Origin of the sequence: uncultured Thermus sp. (assembly GCF_938010445.1) — a bacterium.
In the GTDB taxonomy this organism is placed as follows: domain Bacteria; phylum Deinococcota; class Deinococci; order Deinococcales; family Thermaceae; genus Thermus; species Thermus altitudinis.
This window is the reverse complement of sequence record NZ_CALLUR010000025.1, coordinates 15,798-31,030: the sequence shown is the minus strand read 5'-3', so window position 1 is coordinate 31,030 and position 15,233 is coordinate 15,798. Positions and strand designations below refer to the sequence as shown.

Sequence of the window (15,233 nt, the reverse complement as noted above, 5' to 3'; positions counted from 1 at the left end):
GCTACAACATCTACCCCCGCGAGGTGGAAGAGGTCCTCTACCAGCATCCCGCCGTCCAGGAAGCCGCCGTGGTGGGCGTACCCGACCCTTACCGCGGGGAAACCGTGGCCGCCTTCCTCGTCCTCAAGGAGGAGTACCGGGACAAGGTAACGGAAAAGGACATAGAAGCCTTCTGCCGGGAAAACCTGGCCGCCTACAAGGTCCCCCGCATCATCCAGTTCCGCGATAGCCTCCCCAAGACCAGCGTGGGGAAGATCCTAAGGCGGGAGCTTCGCGAGGAGTTCGCCAAGAGGAACCCCTAGCCCCGGGCCCGGACCACCGCTTCCCGGAACACCTCCACCGCCCGGTCCACCTCGGCCTCGGTGGTGTAGCGGCCCAAGGAGAAGCGCAGGGAAGCCCGGGCCTCCTTGGGGGAGCGGCCAATGGCCAGAAGGACGTGGGAGGGCTCCAGGCTCCCCGCGGAACACGCCGAGCCCGAGGAGACCGCCACCCCCAGGAGGTCCATGGCGAGAAGCAGGGCCTCCCCATCCGCTCCCTTCACCGTCACGTTAACCAGCTTGGGAAGGCGGCGCTCGGGGTGGCCGTTGAGCTCCACCCCCTCCAGGGAAAGCAGGCCCGCCTCGAGGCGCCTCCGCAAGGCCAGAAGCCGGGCGGACTCCTCGGGCAAAAGCCTTAGGGCCTTCTCCAAGGCCACCGCCATCCCCTGGGCCAAAAGGGGGCTTTGCGTCCCCCCCCGTCTTCCCCCCTCCTGCTTGCCGGGAACCAAGGGGAAGAGGTCCACGCCCTGGCGCACCACCAGGGCCCCGATCCCCTTGGGGCCATAGAACTTGTGGGCGCTCAAGGAGACCAGGTCCGCCCCCACCTCGTCCACCCGGAAGGGCACCTGTCCGACGGCCTGCACGGCGTCGGTGTGGAAGAGGACCCCGTGGGCCTGGGCGATATGGGCCATCTCCCGGATGGGGTAAAGGGTGCCCAGCTCGTTGTTGGCGGCCATCACGCTCACCAGGATGGTATCGGGCCTTAGGGCCTCCTCCACCTGCTCGGGGTAGACCAAACCGAAACGATCGGGCTTGAGCCGGGTCACGGAAAAGCCCAGGCGCTCAAGAAGCCGCAAGGCCCCCAAGACCGCGGAGTGCTCCACCTCCGTGCTCACCACATGCCCCTTCCCCTTGGCCAGGGCCACCCCCAGGAGGGCCAGGGCATCCGCCTCGGAACCCGAACCGGTAAAGACCACCTCCCGGGGGCGCACCCCCAGGAGGCCGGCAATCCGTTCCCGGGCTCCTTCCAGCACCCGTCGGGCCTCCTGGCCAAAGCGGTGGATGCTGTTGGGGTTGCCAAAAACCCCTTCCACTTGGCGCATGGCCTCCTGGACCTCGTTGTCCAAGGGCGTGGTGGCCGCATAATCCAGATAGATCTGCAAGGTATCCTCCTCCTCGGCTTTCGGCCCCACGTCCACGGCAAGCCCCCCTTGGGGCAGCCACCAAGGCTAAGCCGAAGCCGCCTGGGACTTAACCCGTGGGCTGGAGCTGGATGAGGCGCTTGGCCTCAATGAGCTTCCGCTCCTCAATGAGGTCTTTCAGGGTGGTTCCCCCTAAGACCTGGCGCATGGCCAGGTCCACCCGCTTCCAAAGGAGTTCCGTGGAGCACTGCCCTACCTTGGCGCAGGCCTCGGGGTCCTCAATGCAGGACACGGGCGCCAGGCTTCCCTCCAAGGACTCCACCACCTCCAGGGCGGTCACCTTTTCGGGCGGGCGGGCCAGGCGGTACCCCCCCTTGGCCCCCCGCACGGAGCGGATGAACCCCGAGCGCCTGAGCTGGGCGGCGATCTGCTCCAGGTAGTGCTGGCTGATGCCCTGGGCCTCGGCCACCTCCTTGAGGGGCACCGCCTCGGGAGCCCTAAGGCCGATCTCCACCAGGGCCCTGAGGCCGTACTGGGCCTTCGTGGACACCCACATGCCCCCAGTATACCGCAAAGGCCTCATTTCCCCCCGGAAAACACGGTTTTCACAAAGGCCAGGCCGAACAAGGCCGCCTGCAACAGCACGATGCTGGCCCCGCTGGGCCAGTCCAGGAGGAAGGAGAGAAAGAGGCCCAGGACCGTGGACAGGACCGAAAGCGCCAAGGAGAGGAGGGTAAGCCCAGCAAAGGTGGGGCTTAGGAGCCTGGCCACCGCCCCGGGGATCACCAAAAAGGCCGCCACCAGAATGATCCCCACCACCTTCACCGCCAGCACCAGGCTCACGGCCAGGAAGCCGGAGAGGAGGTAGTCGTGGAGGACCACCGGTACCCGGTCGGAAAGGGCCAGCTCCCGGTCAAAGGTGGCGTAGGCCAAAGGTCCCCAGAGGGGCAGGAGGAGCAGGGCCAGGAGCAGGAGAAGGGCCATGGCCCAAAGGTCTGCCGCCCCCACGGCCAAAAGGGAGCCAAAGAGGTAGCCCATGGCATCCCCCACGTACCCCTTGGCCTGGGAGAGGAAGACGGCCCCCAGGGCCACCGAAAGGGCAAAGAAGACCCCGATGGCGGTGTCCTCGGAGAGCTCGGTCTTCTCCTTCACCAAGGTGATGGCCATGGCCACCAAGAAGGTGAAGGGCAGGGCAAACCAAAGGGGTTCTCCCCTTAGGAAAAGCCCCAAGGCCACCCCAGCGAAGGCGGCATGGGCCAGCCCATCCCCCAGGAAGGAAAGCCGCCTTTGCACCACGAAGGGGGAAAGGAATCCGGAAAGAAGACTCACCAGAAGCCCTGCGCAAAGGGCCCGCTGGAAAAAGGGATAACCCAAAGCCTCAAGCATGCCCACCCCCCAGGTATAGCCCGTGGGCATGGCCCAGGTGGCCGAAGGCCTGGCGTAGGCTCCCTTCGGTGAGGGCCCTCTCCGGGGGACCGAAGCCCACCACCCTCCGGTTCATCACCAGGACGTGGCTGGCGTGGTGGGCCGCCTCCCAGTCGTGGGTGATCATGAGCACCGTGGCCCCTGACTCCTCCTGGTAGGCCTCCAGGTACCGGTACAGGTCCACCTCCCCCACCCGGTCCACCCCGGTGGCGGGCTCGTCCAGAAGGAGGATTTTGGGCCTACGGATCAGGGCCCGGGCCAGATAGACCCGCTGGAGCTGCCCCCCGGAAAGCCGGCCTAAGGGGCGGAAGGCCAGCTCCTCGGCCCCCACCCGCCTGAGAGCAGAAAGCGCCTCCTCCCGTTCCCTAGGGGAAAGACGGAAAGGCCAGCGCCGTCTAAGGCCCGTGGCCACCAACTCCAAGGCCAGGGCGGGAAAGGTGCGGTCAAAGGTTTTGATCTGGGGCACGTAGCCGAACCACAAAGGATCGGTTTCCGCTAGGGGGCGCCCCAGGACCCGAACCTCACCCCGGAAGGGCACCAGGCCCAGGATGGCCTTCAAAAGGGTGCTCTTCCCCGCCCCGTTGGGGCCCACAATGGCCACGAAGGCCCCTTGGGGCACGTCCAGGCTGACGCCCTCCAGGGCCTGGAACTCCCCGAAGCGCACGGACAGGTGGTGGACCTCGAGGGCCAACACACAATAACGCTAGTCCATTCTCAACTAACCCGTCAAGCCACGCCCCACCGGACCCAAGCCCACGGAAGCCCTAAAAGCTGTGGTCCTCCCCTGGGAAAACCCCTTCCCGCACCTCCCGTACGTACTGGGAAAGGGCCTCGTGGAAAAGCCTTCCCCCCTCCAGGTAGCGCTTCACGAACCGGGGTTTGAACTCCCCATAAAGCCCCACCACGTCGTGAAAGACCAGGACCTGGGCGTCCGTGTAAGGCCCGGCCCCAATGCCGACGGTGTGGACGGATAGCCTCTCCGTGACCTCCTTGGCCAGGCCCGTGGGCACCATCTCCAGCACCACCCCATAGGCCCCCGCCTCCTCCAGGGCCAAGGCCCCCCTAAGGATGCGCTCGGCCTCTTCAGGACGCTTCCCCTGAAGCCTGTATCCCCCAAGCTGGCTGGCCGTCTGGGGGGTAAGGCCCACGTGCCCCAAAACCGGAACCCCCGCCCGGGTGAGGCCCAAGACGATCCCCGCCACCTCCTCCCCACCCTCCAGCTTCACCGCATCCGCCCCGCCTTCCTTCATAAGCCTTTCCGCGGAAGCCAGCGCCCGGTCCAAGGTGGCGTAGGAAAGATAGGGTAGGTCGGCCACCAAGAAGGTATCCGGGGCGCCCCGCCTGGCCGCCTTGGTGTGGTGGAGCATCTCCTCCAGGGTGACGGGAACCGTGGAGGGGTAGCCCAATACCACCATGCCCAGGGAATCCCCCACCAGGATGGCGTCCACCCCCGCGCTTTCCGCTAGGCGGGCCGTGGGGTAGTCGTAAGCGGTGAGGTAGACCAGCCTTTGGCCCTTCGCATGGCGAAAGTCCTTTACCGTCCGGCGCACGGGAAGAGGCTATCATGAAAGGGCGTGGACGTGCACCCGGACCTCGCCCTAAGGCCCAAGACCCTGGACGAGTACATCGGCCAGGAGAGGTTGAAGAAGAAACTGAGGGTCTACCTCGAGGCCGCCAAGGCCCGGGGCGAACCCCTGGAGCACCTCCTCCTCTTCGGGCCCCCGGGCCTGGGCAAGACCACCCTGGCCCACGTGATCGCCCATGAGCTGGGGGTCAACCTCCGGGTTACCTCGGGGCCGGCCATAGAGAAGCCGGGGGACCTGGCCGCCATCCTGGCCAACTCCCTGGAGGAAGGGGACATCCTCTTCATTGACGAGATCCACCGCCTAAGCCGCCAGGCGGAGGAACACCTTTACCCGGCCATGGAGGACTTCAAGATGGACATCGTCATCGGCCAGGGGCCTGCGGCCCGCACCATCCGCCTGGAGCTTCCCCGCTTCACCTTGATCGGGGCCACCACCCGCCCGGGCCTCATCACCGCCCCCCTCAGGAGCCGGTTCGGCATCGTGGAGCACCTGGAGTACTACTCCTTGGAGGAGCTCTCCGAGGGGGTTCGGCGGGACGCAAGGCTTTTGGGGATCGCCATCACCCAGGAGGCCGCCTTGGAGATCGCCCGCAGGAGCCGGGGGACCATGCGCATCGCCAAACGGCTTTTCCGACGGGTGCGGGACTTCGCCCAGGTGGCGGGGGAGGAAACCATCACCCAGGAACGGGCCCTCGAGGCCCTAAACGCCCTCGGCCTGGACGAGCTGGGCCTGGAAAGGCGGGACCGGGAGATCCTGGAAACCCTGATCCTGCGCTTTAGCGGGGGCCCAGTGGGCCTGCAAACCCTGGCCACCGCCCTTTCCGAGGACCCGGGCACCCTGGAAGAAGTCCATGAACCTTATCTCATCCAGCAGGGCCTCCTGAAGCGCACCCCCCGGGGAAGGGTGGCCACGGAGCGGGCCTACCGCCACCTGGGCTACCCCCCTCCCGTGGAACCCCTCCTCTAGGCCATGGTAAGGGCTACCCTGGAGGAACTGGACCTGGCGGAACTGCTGAAGGTCCTGGCCGACCACCGTAAAAGCGCCGTGGTCACCTTCCAGGGGCGCCTCTATGGCCGGATCCATCTCCTTCACGGGCGCATCCTCTACGCCCGCACCGAACCGGGACCCCACCTGGGGGAGTACCTGGTGCGCCTTGGCCACCTTTCTCTGGATGAGGTTCAAGAACTTGTGGAGCGCCAGGGGCGGGAAAACCCGGGAACCCCCTTGGGGGCCTTGGCCCTGGAACTGGGCCTCATCGGGGAGGAGGAGCTTAAAGAGGCCCTGGAGGCCCAGGTCCTCGAGGCCCTGGCCACCCTGCTGGGGGAGAAGGAGGGGGAGATCCTGGCCGAGCCCCTGGTGGAAGGAAGCCAAGTGGCCCTTCCCCAGACCCTGGAAACCAAGGCTACCCTTCTGGAAGCGGCCCGGCGCCTGGACGAGTGGCGCCAGGGCCAGGTGGATCCCCACGAGGTCTTCCACCTGGTGGAGGACCCCACCCGCCATCCCCTGAGCCCGGAGGCCTGGGCGGTGCTGGAACTCCTGGACGGGGTGCGCCGGGCGCGAAGCGTGGCCTTGCTTTCCGGCCTCCCGGAGGAGCAGGTTTACCACATCCTCTTTGAACTGAAAAGCCGGGGGCTGATCCGCCCTTCCACCCTGCTGGCGGACGACCCCCTGGTCCTGGTGTTGGCGGAAAGCGGGGTGGTGCGGCGGCTCCTTCTCTACCTCCTGGAGGCCCACCGCTACCGGGTGCAGCTCCCCTTGGACCTGGAGATGGCCCTCCGCCTTCTCAAAGAGAGGCCCAAGGCCATCATCCTCCAGGGAGAAAAAGCCTTGGAAAGGGCCCGAAGGCTTAGGGCCCACCCCGAGGGCAAGCTGGCCTCCTTGTACCTGGTGAGCGAAACCCCGCCGGGGCTTCTCTTCCGCCCCCTTAGGGTCTTGCACCTTCCCAAACCCCTAAAGGCCCAGGAGGTGCTGAAGGCCCTGGCCCCCTTGAGGCGCGGGGGAGGCTAGTTGGGCCGCCTCCCTTCCCGGAGAATGGCCTCCGCCCGCTCCCGGTAGGCCCGGAGGGCCTGGTGCCACTCGTCGGCGGGGTGGACATGGGGCAACACCGCCTCGGTGCGGGCCAGGATCTCCTCCGGGGAGCGGTAGCCCAGCTGGGCCAGGGTATCCACCACCATCTCCTGGGCCCCCACCCACTCCCGGCTCCCCTCCTCGGCGAGCTCCGCCGCCTTGCGGTAATGGGCCAAGGCCTCCTCCAGGTGCATGAGGTCGTAGGCGATGTGGCCCAGGATGAGCTCCCCCGCGGCCAAAGCCCCTTCCGCCATGGCCTCCTGGGCTAGCCTTTCCGCCTCCTGGTACCGCCCCTGGCGATACAGGACCTCGGCCAGGTCCGCCAGGGCCTGGGCCCGGTAGGGGTAGCCTTCCTCCTTCAAGAGGGCCTTCAGGTATTCCTCGGCCTCTAGATGGCTCCCCTGGTCCAGGGCCGCCACCGCCATCTCGTGGAGGACATACCCCCTTTCCACCCCCTCCGCCCGGGCCAAGGCTTCCCCAAAGGCGGCCATGGCCTCGGGGTAGCGCCCCAGGCGTAAGAGGATCTGCCCTTGCAAAAGGGGGGTGCCGTAGGCCTTGTGGCCGCTTTCCTCCTCCCGTCTTAGGGCCTCCCGCACCTCCTCCAGGGCCCGGTTGGGGTTATCCAGGAGGAGGTGGGCCCGGGCCAGGAGGTAGTGGCGGGTGGCGGCATCCTCGAGGGGTTCTTCCCCCACGGCCTCCGCGGCCTCCTCCAGGGCCAGGAGGGCCCTTTCCCCCTCTCCCGCCTCCACCCACATGGCGGCGGCATCCAAAAGAAGCCAGTAGCGCTCCAGGCCCAAGGCCAGCTCCGCTCCCCTCTCGTAGGCCAAGGCGGCCTCGGGGTAGCGGCCAAGCTGTTCCAAGGCCCTTCCCTTAAGCCCCTCCGCCCGCCAGGCCAAAAAGGCGGGAAGCCCTTCCTTCAGGGTCCTTAGCACCTCCTCAAACCGGCCCAGGTAGAAGAGGGCCTGGGCCTGGTGGTAGCGGGCCCGGGGGTCCTCCGTGGGGAGGAAAAGGGCCCGCACCTCCCCCTCCCCCCGGCCCTCGAGGGCCAAAAGCTCCCCCAAAAGGGCCCGGTACAGGGGGTCGTACTCCAGCCCCCCCAGCTCATAGGCCTCCTCCAGGGCCCGGTGGGCCTTCTCCCGCCCCTCCTCCCCGTAGAGGCTGTGCACCTCCGCCAGGAGGAGAAGGGCCTCCTTGGCCTCCTCCTTGGAGCCGAAAAGGGCCTTGCGGGTGAGGCGCTCAATGGCGGTATCGTAATCCCCGTGGTGCAGGGCCTCGAGGACCCCCCTCATCGCCGCTTGAGGATACCACAGCCCTCAATCCTCTCACCCTAAAGGCGCTACCATAGGACCAGGGAGGTAGACCTTGCCGCAGCGGATTAACCCTTTCACCCTGATCTTTTTGCTCCTTCTAGGCTATCTGGCCTACACCGCCTTCACGGGCCCTCCGGCCCCTACCCTTTCCTACACCGAGTTTCGCAAGCTGGTACGGGAAGGCAGGGTGGCCGAGGTGGTCCTAGAGGAAACCCGGATCCTGGGCACCCTTAAAGAGCCGGAACGCTTCCCCACCCCCCAAGGGGGGAGCCAAGTGGCCCGGCGCTTCGCCGTGCCCCTGCCCCCCGCCCAGGTGGCCGATCCCGAGCTCCTGCGCTTTCTGGAGGAAAACGGGGTCAAGATCGTGACCAAGCCCCCTTCCTTCTGGCCCCAGTTCCTCCTCTACCTGGGCCCCACGGTCCTCCTCATCCTCTTCTTCTGGTTCTTCTTCATGCGGGCCCAAGGGGGGGCCGGCCAGGTGATGCAGTTCGGCCAGAGCCGGGCCAAACTCTACGGCAAGGAGAAGCAGGTGAACACCACCTTCAAGGACGTGGCCGGCCACGAGGAGGCCAAGCGGGAGCTCATGGAGGTGGTGGACTTCCTCAAAAATCCCAAAAAGTACCTGGAACTAGGGGCAGAAATCCCCAAAGGCGTCCTCCTGGTGGGGCCACCAGGAACCGGCAAGACCCTCCTGGCCCGGGCGGTGGCGGGGGAGGCCGGGGTGCCCTTCTTCTCCGTTTCCGCCAGCGAGTTCATGGAGATGTTCGTGGGCGTGGGGGCAAGCCGGGTACGAAGCCTCTTTGAGGATGCCCGCAGGAACGCCCCCAGCATCATCTTCATTGATGAGCTGGACTCCATCGGCCGCAAGCGGGGGGCGGGCATAGGCGGCGGCCACGACGAGCGGGAACAGACGCTAAACCAGATCCTTTCCGAGATGGACGGCTTTGAGAAGGACACCTCCGTGATCGTCCTGGCCGCCACCAACCGTCCGGATATCCTGGACCCCGCCCTCCTGCGCCCCGGGCGCTTTGACCGCCAGGTGGTGGTGGGCCTTCCCGCCCTCGAGGAGCGCCGGGACATCCTCCTGGTCCACATGCGGGGCAAACCCATGGCCGAGGACGTGGACGCCCTGGAGTTGGCCCACCTCACCCCGGGCTTCTCCGGGGCCGACCTCAAGAACCTGGTGAACGAGGCGGCCCTGCTGGCGGCCCGGGACGGCGCCAAGCAAGTCCGCAAGGAGCACTTCCTCAAGGCCCTGGACAAGATCGTCTTGGGCCTGGAGCGGCCCGCCCTAAAGCTTTCCGAGGAGGAGAAAAGGGCCGTGGCCTACCACGAGGCGGGGCATGCGGTGGTGGGGGAGGTCCTGCCCCACGCCGACAAAACCGAGAAGGTTTCCATCGTCCCTAGGGGCATGGCCTTGGGCGCCCGCTGGAGCAAGCCGGAGGAGAGGGTCTTGGTCTCCAAGGACCACCTCATGGACGAGCTGGCCGTCCTCATGGCGGGCCGGGTGGCGGAGGAGCTTTTCACCGGCACCGTGACCACCGGGGCCCAGGACGACTTCAAGCGGGCCACCCAGATCGCCAAGCGCATGGTCCTGGACTGGGGCATGGGGGAGCACTTCAGGAACATCGCTTGGGGTTCGGACTCGGGCCCCATCTTCCTGGGAGAGGAGATCGCCAAGAAAAAGGACCACTCCGAGGAAACCGCCCGCCTCATTGACCAGGACATCCGCCAAATCCTGGACGAGGCCTACGCCAAGGCTCGCCAGGTTCTCATGGCCCATGCGGAGGCCATGCACAGGATCGCCGAGGAGCTCCTCCGGGAGGAAACCATCCCCGGGGAGCGGGTGCGGGCCATCCTTGGGGAAACGCAGCCGGTGCAGAGGGCCTCGGAGGAAGGCGCCTAGCAAAGGGCAGGAAGGGCCCTTCTGGCCTCGGAAAGAAGGGCCTCCTTTGTGGGCTCATCCCACCCCAGGAGGGGGGCCATGAGGTCCACCACCCGGGGCAAGGCCTCTTCCGCCCGCTTCCGGTCCAAAAGGGCCAGGCCCATCCTGCGGGCCAGCACGTCCAAAGGCCTTTGCGCCAGCTCCTCCCTTACGGCAAACACCACCTCCCCCTCCAGGTAGGGTAGCCCTGGAAGCAGGGGCCGATCCCCCAGGGCCACCACCTCCCCCGCCCGGGTGCCGTAGTGGCCATAAAGGTGCGCCGCCACCTCCTCCGGAAGGGGCAAGGGGGGCTTGGGCCCCGCCCCCAGGAGGGGGGTGCGGTGGCTTTGGGAGGGGGGAAGGTGGAGGGAGAGGTCCCGGGCCAGGCGTTCCAGTAGGTCCAAGGCCATGAGGCGGAAGGTGGTCCACTTGCCCCCGGTGAGGGTGTAAAGCCCCTTTTCCTCCACGATGAGGTGGTCCCGCACCAGCCTTTTGGTCTCCCCTTTCCCCACCAGGGGCCGGAGGCCCGCCCAGGCGGCCAGGACCCTGTCCGAAAGGTCCCCCAGGTAGGGACGGATCTCCTCCAGGAGGTAGGCCACCTCCTCCTCCCGGGGAAGAGGGCAGGCCCTGGCCTCGGCCGGGAGGTCGGTGGTGCCCAGAAGGGCCTTGCCCTGCCAGGGCAGGAGAAAAAGAACCCGGCCATCCCGCGTCCTGGGCAGGAGGAGGCCCACCTTTAAGGGGTAGTCCAGGACCAGGTGGGCCCCGCTGGAGGGGGTGAGGAGGGGTGGGAGGTGAGGGTCCAGAAGCCGGCGCACCCGGTCCGCCTGGGGCCCGGTGGCGTTCACCACCGCCTGGGCCCAGACCTCCACCTCTTGGCCCGTAAGGCGGTCCTTCACCACCGCACCCCGCACCCTCCCCTCCTTCAGAAGAAAGCCCGTGGCCTCCGCGTAGTTTAGGGCCACCGCCTTCCGGCTTAGGGCGGAGAGGATGAGGGCCAGGTTCAGGCGATGGTCGGCGAACTGGCCGTCCTGGTAGAGGATGCCCCCCAAGGTGGGGGGGAGGTCGGGGAAAAGGACCCCCACCTCCTTGGGGGAAGCGTAGCGGCTTGGGGCCAGGCGCCTGGCCCCCGCCAGGAGGTCGTAGAGCTTTAGACCCACCCAATAATAGGGGAGCTCGAGGGGGCGGAAGAGGGGGGTGAGGAGGGTGAGGGGCCGCGCCAGGTGCGGGGCCAGGCCCATCACCACCTGGCGTTCCCCTAGGGCCTCCCGCACCAGGCGGAGCTGCTTGGGGTTCCGTTCCTTGAAGGCCAGCTCCAGGTAGCGCACCCCCCCGTGGAGCAGCTTGGTGGAGCGGCTGCTGGTACCCATGCCGAAGTCCCCCGCCTCCACCAAGGCCGCCCGTAGGCCCCTCAGGGTGGCCTCCCAAAGGACCCCCGCCCCCGTGGCCCCACCCCCCAGGATCAGGAGGTCCCAAGGCCCTTTGAGCCCTTCCCAAAGCTCCTCGCGGCTTGGGCTCATCCCTCCTCCCTTGCCCAGCCCAGGGCCCGCTCCACCGCCCGCCGCCAACCCCCATGGAGGGCCTTCCGCCTTTCCTCCGGCATCCGGGGGTCAAAGCGCGCCTCCAGGGTCCAGGCCCCCTTCACCTCCTCCAGCCCCAGCGCCCCCGCCCCCACCCCCGCCATCAGGGCTGCCCCCAAGGCGGTGGTCTCCGTAACCTTAGGCCTCAGGACCGGCACCCCCAGAAGGTCCGCCTGGATCTCCAGGAACAAGGGGTTTTGCGCCATTCCCCCATCCACACGGAGTTCCTTCAGGAGTAGACCCGCCTCCTCCTCCATGGCCCGCACCACGTCCGCCACCTGGAAGGCCACCCCCTCCAAGGCCGCCCGGGCCAGGTGGGCCTTGCCGGTGCCCCGGGTGAGGCCCAAAATGGCCCCCCGGGCGTAAGGGTCCCAGTAGGGGGCCCCCAGGCCCGTGAAGGCCGGGACCAGGTACACGCCCCCGGTGTCCGCCACCTCCCGGGCCAAGGCCTCCACCTGGGCGCTCTCCTGCACCAGGCCCAGGTCCTTAAGCCACCCCACCACCGCCCCCGCCATGAACACGCTCCCCTCCAGGGCGTAGCTGGCCCTATCCCCCAGGCTCCAGGCCACGGTGGCGAGGAGGCCCTTCCTGGAGAGCACCGGCCGCTCCCCTGTGTGCAGCAGCAAGAAAGCCCCGGTGCCGTAGGTGCACTTCCCCTCCCCCGCCCCCAAGGCTGCCTGCCCGAAAAGGGCCGCCTGCTGGTCCCCAAGAACCCCGCGGATGGGAAGGGCCTCGCCCAAAAGCCCGGGCAGGGTTTCCCCAAAATCCCCCGCCGAGGGGCGCACCTCGGGAAGCATGGCCCGGGGAATCCCCAAGACCTCTAGGAGTTCCTGGTCCCAGGAGAGGGTATGCAGGTTAAAAAGCAGGGTGCGGCTGGCGTTGGAGGGGTCGGTGGCATGGACCTTCCCCCCGGTGAGGCGGTAGAGGAGCCAGGTGTCCACGGTGCCGAACAGGGCCTCCCCCTTTTCCGCCTTCTCCCTAAGGCCAGGCACGTTCTCCAGAAGCCAGGCCAGCTTGGTGCCGGAGAAGTAGGGGTCCAGAAGGAGCCCGGTGCGCTCCCGGAAAAGGGGCTCCCAACCTTGGGCCTTAAGGGTCTGGCACCAAGGGGCCGTGCGCCGGTCCTGCCAGACGATGGCGTTATGGAGGGGCCTCCCTGTCCCCCTCTCAAACACCAGGGTGGTCTCCCGCTGGTTGGTAAGCCCTAACGCCACCACCTCCTGGGCCTCCACCCCCGCCCTTGCCAGGACCTCCTGGGCCGCCTGCAGCTGGCTTTCCCAGATCTCCAGGGGGTCGTGCTCCACCCAGCCGGGCCGGGGGTAAAGCTGCCGGAACTCCCGCCGGGCCATGGCCACGGGCTCCCCCTGCAAGGTAAAAAGGAGGGCCCGGCTGCTGCTGGTACCCTGGTCCAGGGCCATAAGGTATTTCATAAGACCTCCCGTAGCCTTTTTGCCGTTTCCTCGGGCAAGGCGTCCACCACAAAGGTACCCGCTCCCAGCTCCGTGCCCGCCAGGAACTTGAGCTTGTCCTTGGCCCGTTTGGGCGGATAAAACTCCACGTGGAAATGGAAGGTGCGCTCCTCCCCTAGGGGGGCTGCGTGGAAGACCATGACGTAGGGAAAGGCCTCCCCGAAAAGGGCGTCGTAGCGGGCCACCACCCGGCCCAGAAGGCGGGCGAAGGCGGCCATCTCCTCATGGGAAAGGGTCCAAAGCCCGGGGTGGCGCTGCCAAGGGACCACCCAAACCTCATAGGGGTAACGGGCAAAGGGGGGTACGAAGGCTAAGAACCCCTCCTCCTGGTCCACCCGGTAGGGCTGCAAGTGGGGAAGAAGCTCGAGGAGCACCGGCCTCTCCCGGAAGGCCTGGCTTTCTCGCTCCAAGATGGGGGGCACCCAGGGGTAGGCGTAGATCTGCCCATGGGGGTGGTGCAGGGTCACCCCCACCGCCTCCCCCCGGTTTTCAAAGGGCATGACGAACTGGACGCCCTTTAGGGCATACAGGGCCTGGTACCGCTCCCGCCAAACCCAAGCCAGAAGCAGCCTTTCCTCCTCCGTGAGGGTGGCCAGGCTCCCCACGTGGGCCTGGGTGTAGACCACCACCTCGCAGCGGCCTAAAGCCTCCCCTGCGGGAACGGGCAACCCTTCCGGGGGAGGGGTGGGGCTTGGCCCCAGGGAGGGAAAGCGGTTCTCAAAGACCGCCACCTGGAAGCGGGCGAAGGGGATCTCCGTGGGGAAACCCCCTTCCCGGCTAGGGCAAAGGGGGCAGTGCTCCTTGGGGGGCAAAAAGGTGCGCTCCTGACGGTGGGCGGCGTAGACCACCCATTCCTGCCGCAGGGGATGGTAGCGGAGGTGGGGAGCGGGGCTGAAGGGCTCGGCGGGCTCCGGGAGGGGGGGGTCCTCGAGGGGACGGAGCCCGTAAAGGATGAGCTCCCGCCCATCCGCTTTGCGGTGGACCCGCCTATAGTAGGGAAGCATAGTCCAAGACCTCCTCCCCCACCTGGAAGCGGTAGGGGCCAAGCCGGTTTACCGCCTGGTCCTGGCTCAGGAAGGCCAAAAGCCTTTCCCTCTCTTCCGGGGTAAGCCAGGAGGGGGGGTCGGAGGTGGCCTTGAAGCCGGTGATCTCCCCCATGGCCTCCTGGAGGCGCCTCTCTTCAGGGGTCAGCAAGGAGAAACGGCTTCGGAAATAGGCCACATCCGGGTCCACCTGCACGTTTTCCCGAAGCCACAGCCGGTGCAGGGTGGTGCGGAGGGCATTCTTTAGCCCGGGGCCCGTGGGGTCCTGAAGCCAGAAGGAGCGGTCCTCGTTGTCCCAGTAGGGGGCCACATCCGGTCCCACCCGCAGGCCATCGGCAAGCCCCAAGGAGGCCAGGATGGGGGCCCCGCAGAAGAGAAGATAAGCGCCACCCGCTTCCTCCCGTATCCGTTCCATGGCCTCTCGGTACCGCCCCTCTCCCTCGGCCCCGGGAAGGGCAGCCGCATAGAGAAAGTCCAGCTTGATGTAATCGTACCCCCACTCCCGGACCTTGCGCACCAGGCCAGCCACGTATTGCAAAACCTCCTCGTTCCCCGAGTCTAAGGCGTAAAGGGGTCTTCCCCAGTTAAATCCCGCTGGGACGGGCCGGCCTTCCCCATCCCTAAGCACCCACTCGGGGCGGGCGTGCCCCAGGGGGCTGTCCGGGGTCAGCAGAAAGGGTGCCAGCCATAGCCCGGCCCTGAGGCCCTTTTCCCGGATCCTCTCCGCCAAAAAGGCCATCCCCCGGGGGAAGCGACCGTTGGCCTCCCAGTCCCCAAGGGCCCGCTGCCAGCCATCGTCAATCTGGAAGACCTCAAAGGGGAAGTGGGCCACCTCCTCCAAGGCGGCGAGGAGCAAGGCCTCGCTGATGCGGGTGTAGTAGCCATACCAGGAGCACCACACCCTAGGGGGCTTTCCGGAAGGGCGCCGGGGAAGGTGGCTGGCGTAGGCGGAAAAAACCTCCTCTTCCGGTCCATAGGCCAAGAACCAGCGGCCCTCCCCCAAGGCATACCGCCCCAAAAGCACCTCCTGCCGCCCCAAAACCCTGGCCCCCAGGTCCAAGGCCCCCAGGAGGAGAACCTGGCCATCCGGAAGGCGCAAGGCCCCAAGGCCGCTACCCCACCAGGCCCTCCCCCACTCCGCCGCCTCCAGAAGAAAGGGATCATCGGCCTGAGGGCGGCGCTCCTTGGGGAGAAGGGGCTTGGGGGGCTCCCCTAGGTCCACCCAGGCGGACAGGCTCCAGCTCTGCCACCCGTGGCGGAAAAACCGCACCCCCCTAGAGGGGGCAAAGGCCCGAACCTCCCTTCCCCTCAGGAGATACCCCCCGGAAACCGGTTCCGAGGAGGCTGCCGTGACCCCCACCTCGAGGCGGCTTCCCCGCAAGGCATCCCAAAACTCTAGCCGCATGGCCCCTCCACAGGCTTCTCCCTGCTGCCGG

The 15,233-nt window shown here is 67.2% G+C and carries 13 protein-coding genes and 1 pseudogene; 4 read left to right on the top strand and 10 right to left on the bottom strand.

The genetic code is table 11. The features are described 5' to 3' along the window. Nucleotides 1–302 (top strand): annotated as a pseudogene (locus Q0693_RS01425) (long-chain fatty acid--CoA ligase); the annotation flags it as partial. Here the strand turns inward: Q0693_RS01425 and Q0693_RS01420 are convergent. The 5 genes from Q0693_RS01420 to panB all read right to left on the bottom strand — a co-directional run bounded on the left by Q0693_RS01420 (nt 299) and on the right by panB (nt 4,374). Continuing rightward, the gene (locus Q0693_RS01420; RefSeq protein WP_298628613.1) at nt 299–1,456 is read right to left on the bottom strand and encodes a cysteine desulfurase family protein; all 1,158 of its coding nucleotides are present in this window, start codon (nt 1,454–1,456) and stop codon (nt 299–301) included. The pseudogene Q0693_RS01425 and the gene Q0693_RS01420 overlap by 4 nt on opposite strands. A 52-nt stretch (nt 1,457–1,508) precedes the next feature. Further along, nucleotides 1,509–1,955 (bottom strand): RrF2 family transcriptional regulator, encoded by a 447-nt coding sequence (locus Q0693_RS01415; RefSeq protein WP_114314050.1) that lies wholly within the window; start codon nt 1,953–1,955, stop codon nt 1,509–1,511. Nucleotides 1,956–1,978: 23 nt separating this feature from the next. Next, nucleotides 1,979–2,785 (bottom strand): metal ABC transporter permease, encoded by an 807-nt coding sequence (locus Q0693_RS01410; RefSeq protein ID WP_298628609.1) that lies wholly within the window; start codon nt 2,783–2,785, stop codon nt 1,979–1,981. Beyond that, nucleotides 2,778–3,518 (bottom strand): ABC transporter ATP-binding protein, encoded by a 741-nt coding sequence (locus Q0693_RS01405; RefSeq protein ID WP_298628607.1) that lies wholly within the window; start codon nt 3,516–3,518, stop codon nt 2,778–2,780. The genes Q0693_RS01410 and Q0693_RS01405 overlap by 8 nt, the downstream gene beginning before the upstream one ends. 70 nt (nt 3,519–3,588) lie before the next feature. After that, a complete protein-coding gene (panB, locus tag Q0693_RS01400) occupies nt 3,589–4,374 on the bottom strand; it encodes a 3-methyl-2-oxobutanoate hydroxymethyltransferase (protein WP_298628606.1) in 786 nt (261 codons plus the stop codon). Between the two features lie 30 nt (nt 4,375–4,404). Between panB and ruvB the strand changes: the two genes are divergently transcribed. Next, complete coding sequence (gene ruvB / locus Q0693_RS01395) at nt 4,405–5,376, top strand: Holliday junction branch migration DNA helicase RuvB (RefSeq protein WP_298628617.1); 972 nt, start codon at nt 4,405–4,407, stop codon at nt 5,374–5,376. Nucleotides 5,377–5,379: 3 nt separating this feature from the next. Further along, complete coding sequence (locus Q0693_RS01390) at nt 5,380–6,417, top strand: DUF4388 domain-containing protein (protein ID WP_298628604.1); 1,038 nt, start codon at nt 5,380–5,382, stop codon at nt 6,415–6,417. Here Q0693_RS01390 and Q0693_RS01385 read toward each other — a convergent pair. Continuing rightward, complete coding sequence (locus tag Q0693_RS01385; RefSeq protein ID WP_298628602.1) at nt 6,414–7,766, bottom strand: tetratricopeptide repeat protein; 1,353 nt, start codon at nt 7,764–7,766, stop codon at nt 6,414–6,416. The two genes, Q0693_RS01390 and Q0693_RS01385, sit on opposite strands and share 4 nt — an antisense overlap. Before the next feature lie 73 nt (nt 7,767–7,839). On the opposite strand from Q0693_RS01385, the gene ftsH reads away from it, so the two are divergent. Further along, nucleotides 7,840–9,693 carry an ATP-dependent zinc metalloprotease FtsH gene (gene ftsH / locus Q0693_RS01380; RefSeq protein ID WP_298628601.1) on the top strand — a complete coding sequence of 618 codons (1,854 nt, stop codon included), beginning with the start codon at nt 7,840–7,842 and terminating at the stop codon, nt 9,691–9,693. On the opposite strand, the gene Q0693_RS01375 is transcribed toward ftsH, so the two are convergent. From Q0693_RS01375 to Q0693_RS01360, 4 genes are read right to left on the bottom strand one after another with little or no spacing between them, the layout of a single operon-like run. Continuing rightward, entirely contained in the window at nt 9,690–11,228 is a 1,539-nt protein-coding gene (locus Q0693_RS01375) for an FAD-dependent oxidoreductase (protein ID WP_298628599.1), read from the bottom strand. The genes ftsH and Q0693_RS01375 overlap by 4 nt on opposite strands. Next, nucleotides 11,225–12,715 carry a glycerol kinase GlpK gene (gene glpK / locus Q0693_RS01370; protein ID WP_298628597.1) on the bottom strand — a complete coding sequence of 497 codons (1,491 nt, stop codon included), beginning with the start codon at nt 12,713–12,715 and terminating at the stop codon, nt 11,225–11,227. The genes Q0693_RS01375 and glpK overlap by 4 nt, the downstream gene beginning before the upstream one ends. Continuing rightward, nucleotides 12,712–13,758, bottom strand: coding sequence for a galactose-1-phosphate uridylyltransferase (gene galT / locus Q0693_RS01365; protein ID WP_298628595.1), 1,047 nt, complete (start codon nt 13,756–13,758; stop codon nt 12,712–12,714). Before galT ends, glpK begins: the two co-directional genes overlap by 4 nt. Then, nucleotides 13,742–15,202: a glycoside hydrolase family 36 protein gene (locus Q0693_RS01360; RefSeq protein WP_298628593.1), complete on the bottom strand. Its 1,461-nt coding sequence runs from the start codon at nt 15,200–15,202 to the stop codon at nt 13,742–13,744. The genes galT and Q0693_RS01360 overlap by 17 nt, the downstream gene beginning before the upstream one ends. Between the last annotated feature and the right edge of the window lie 31 nt (nt 15,203–15,233).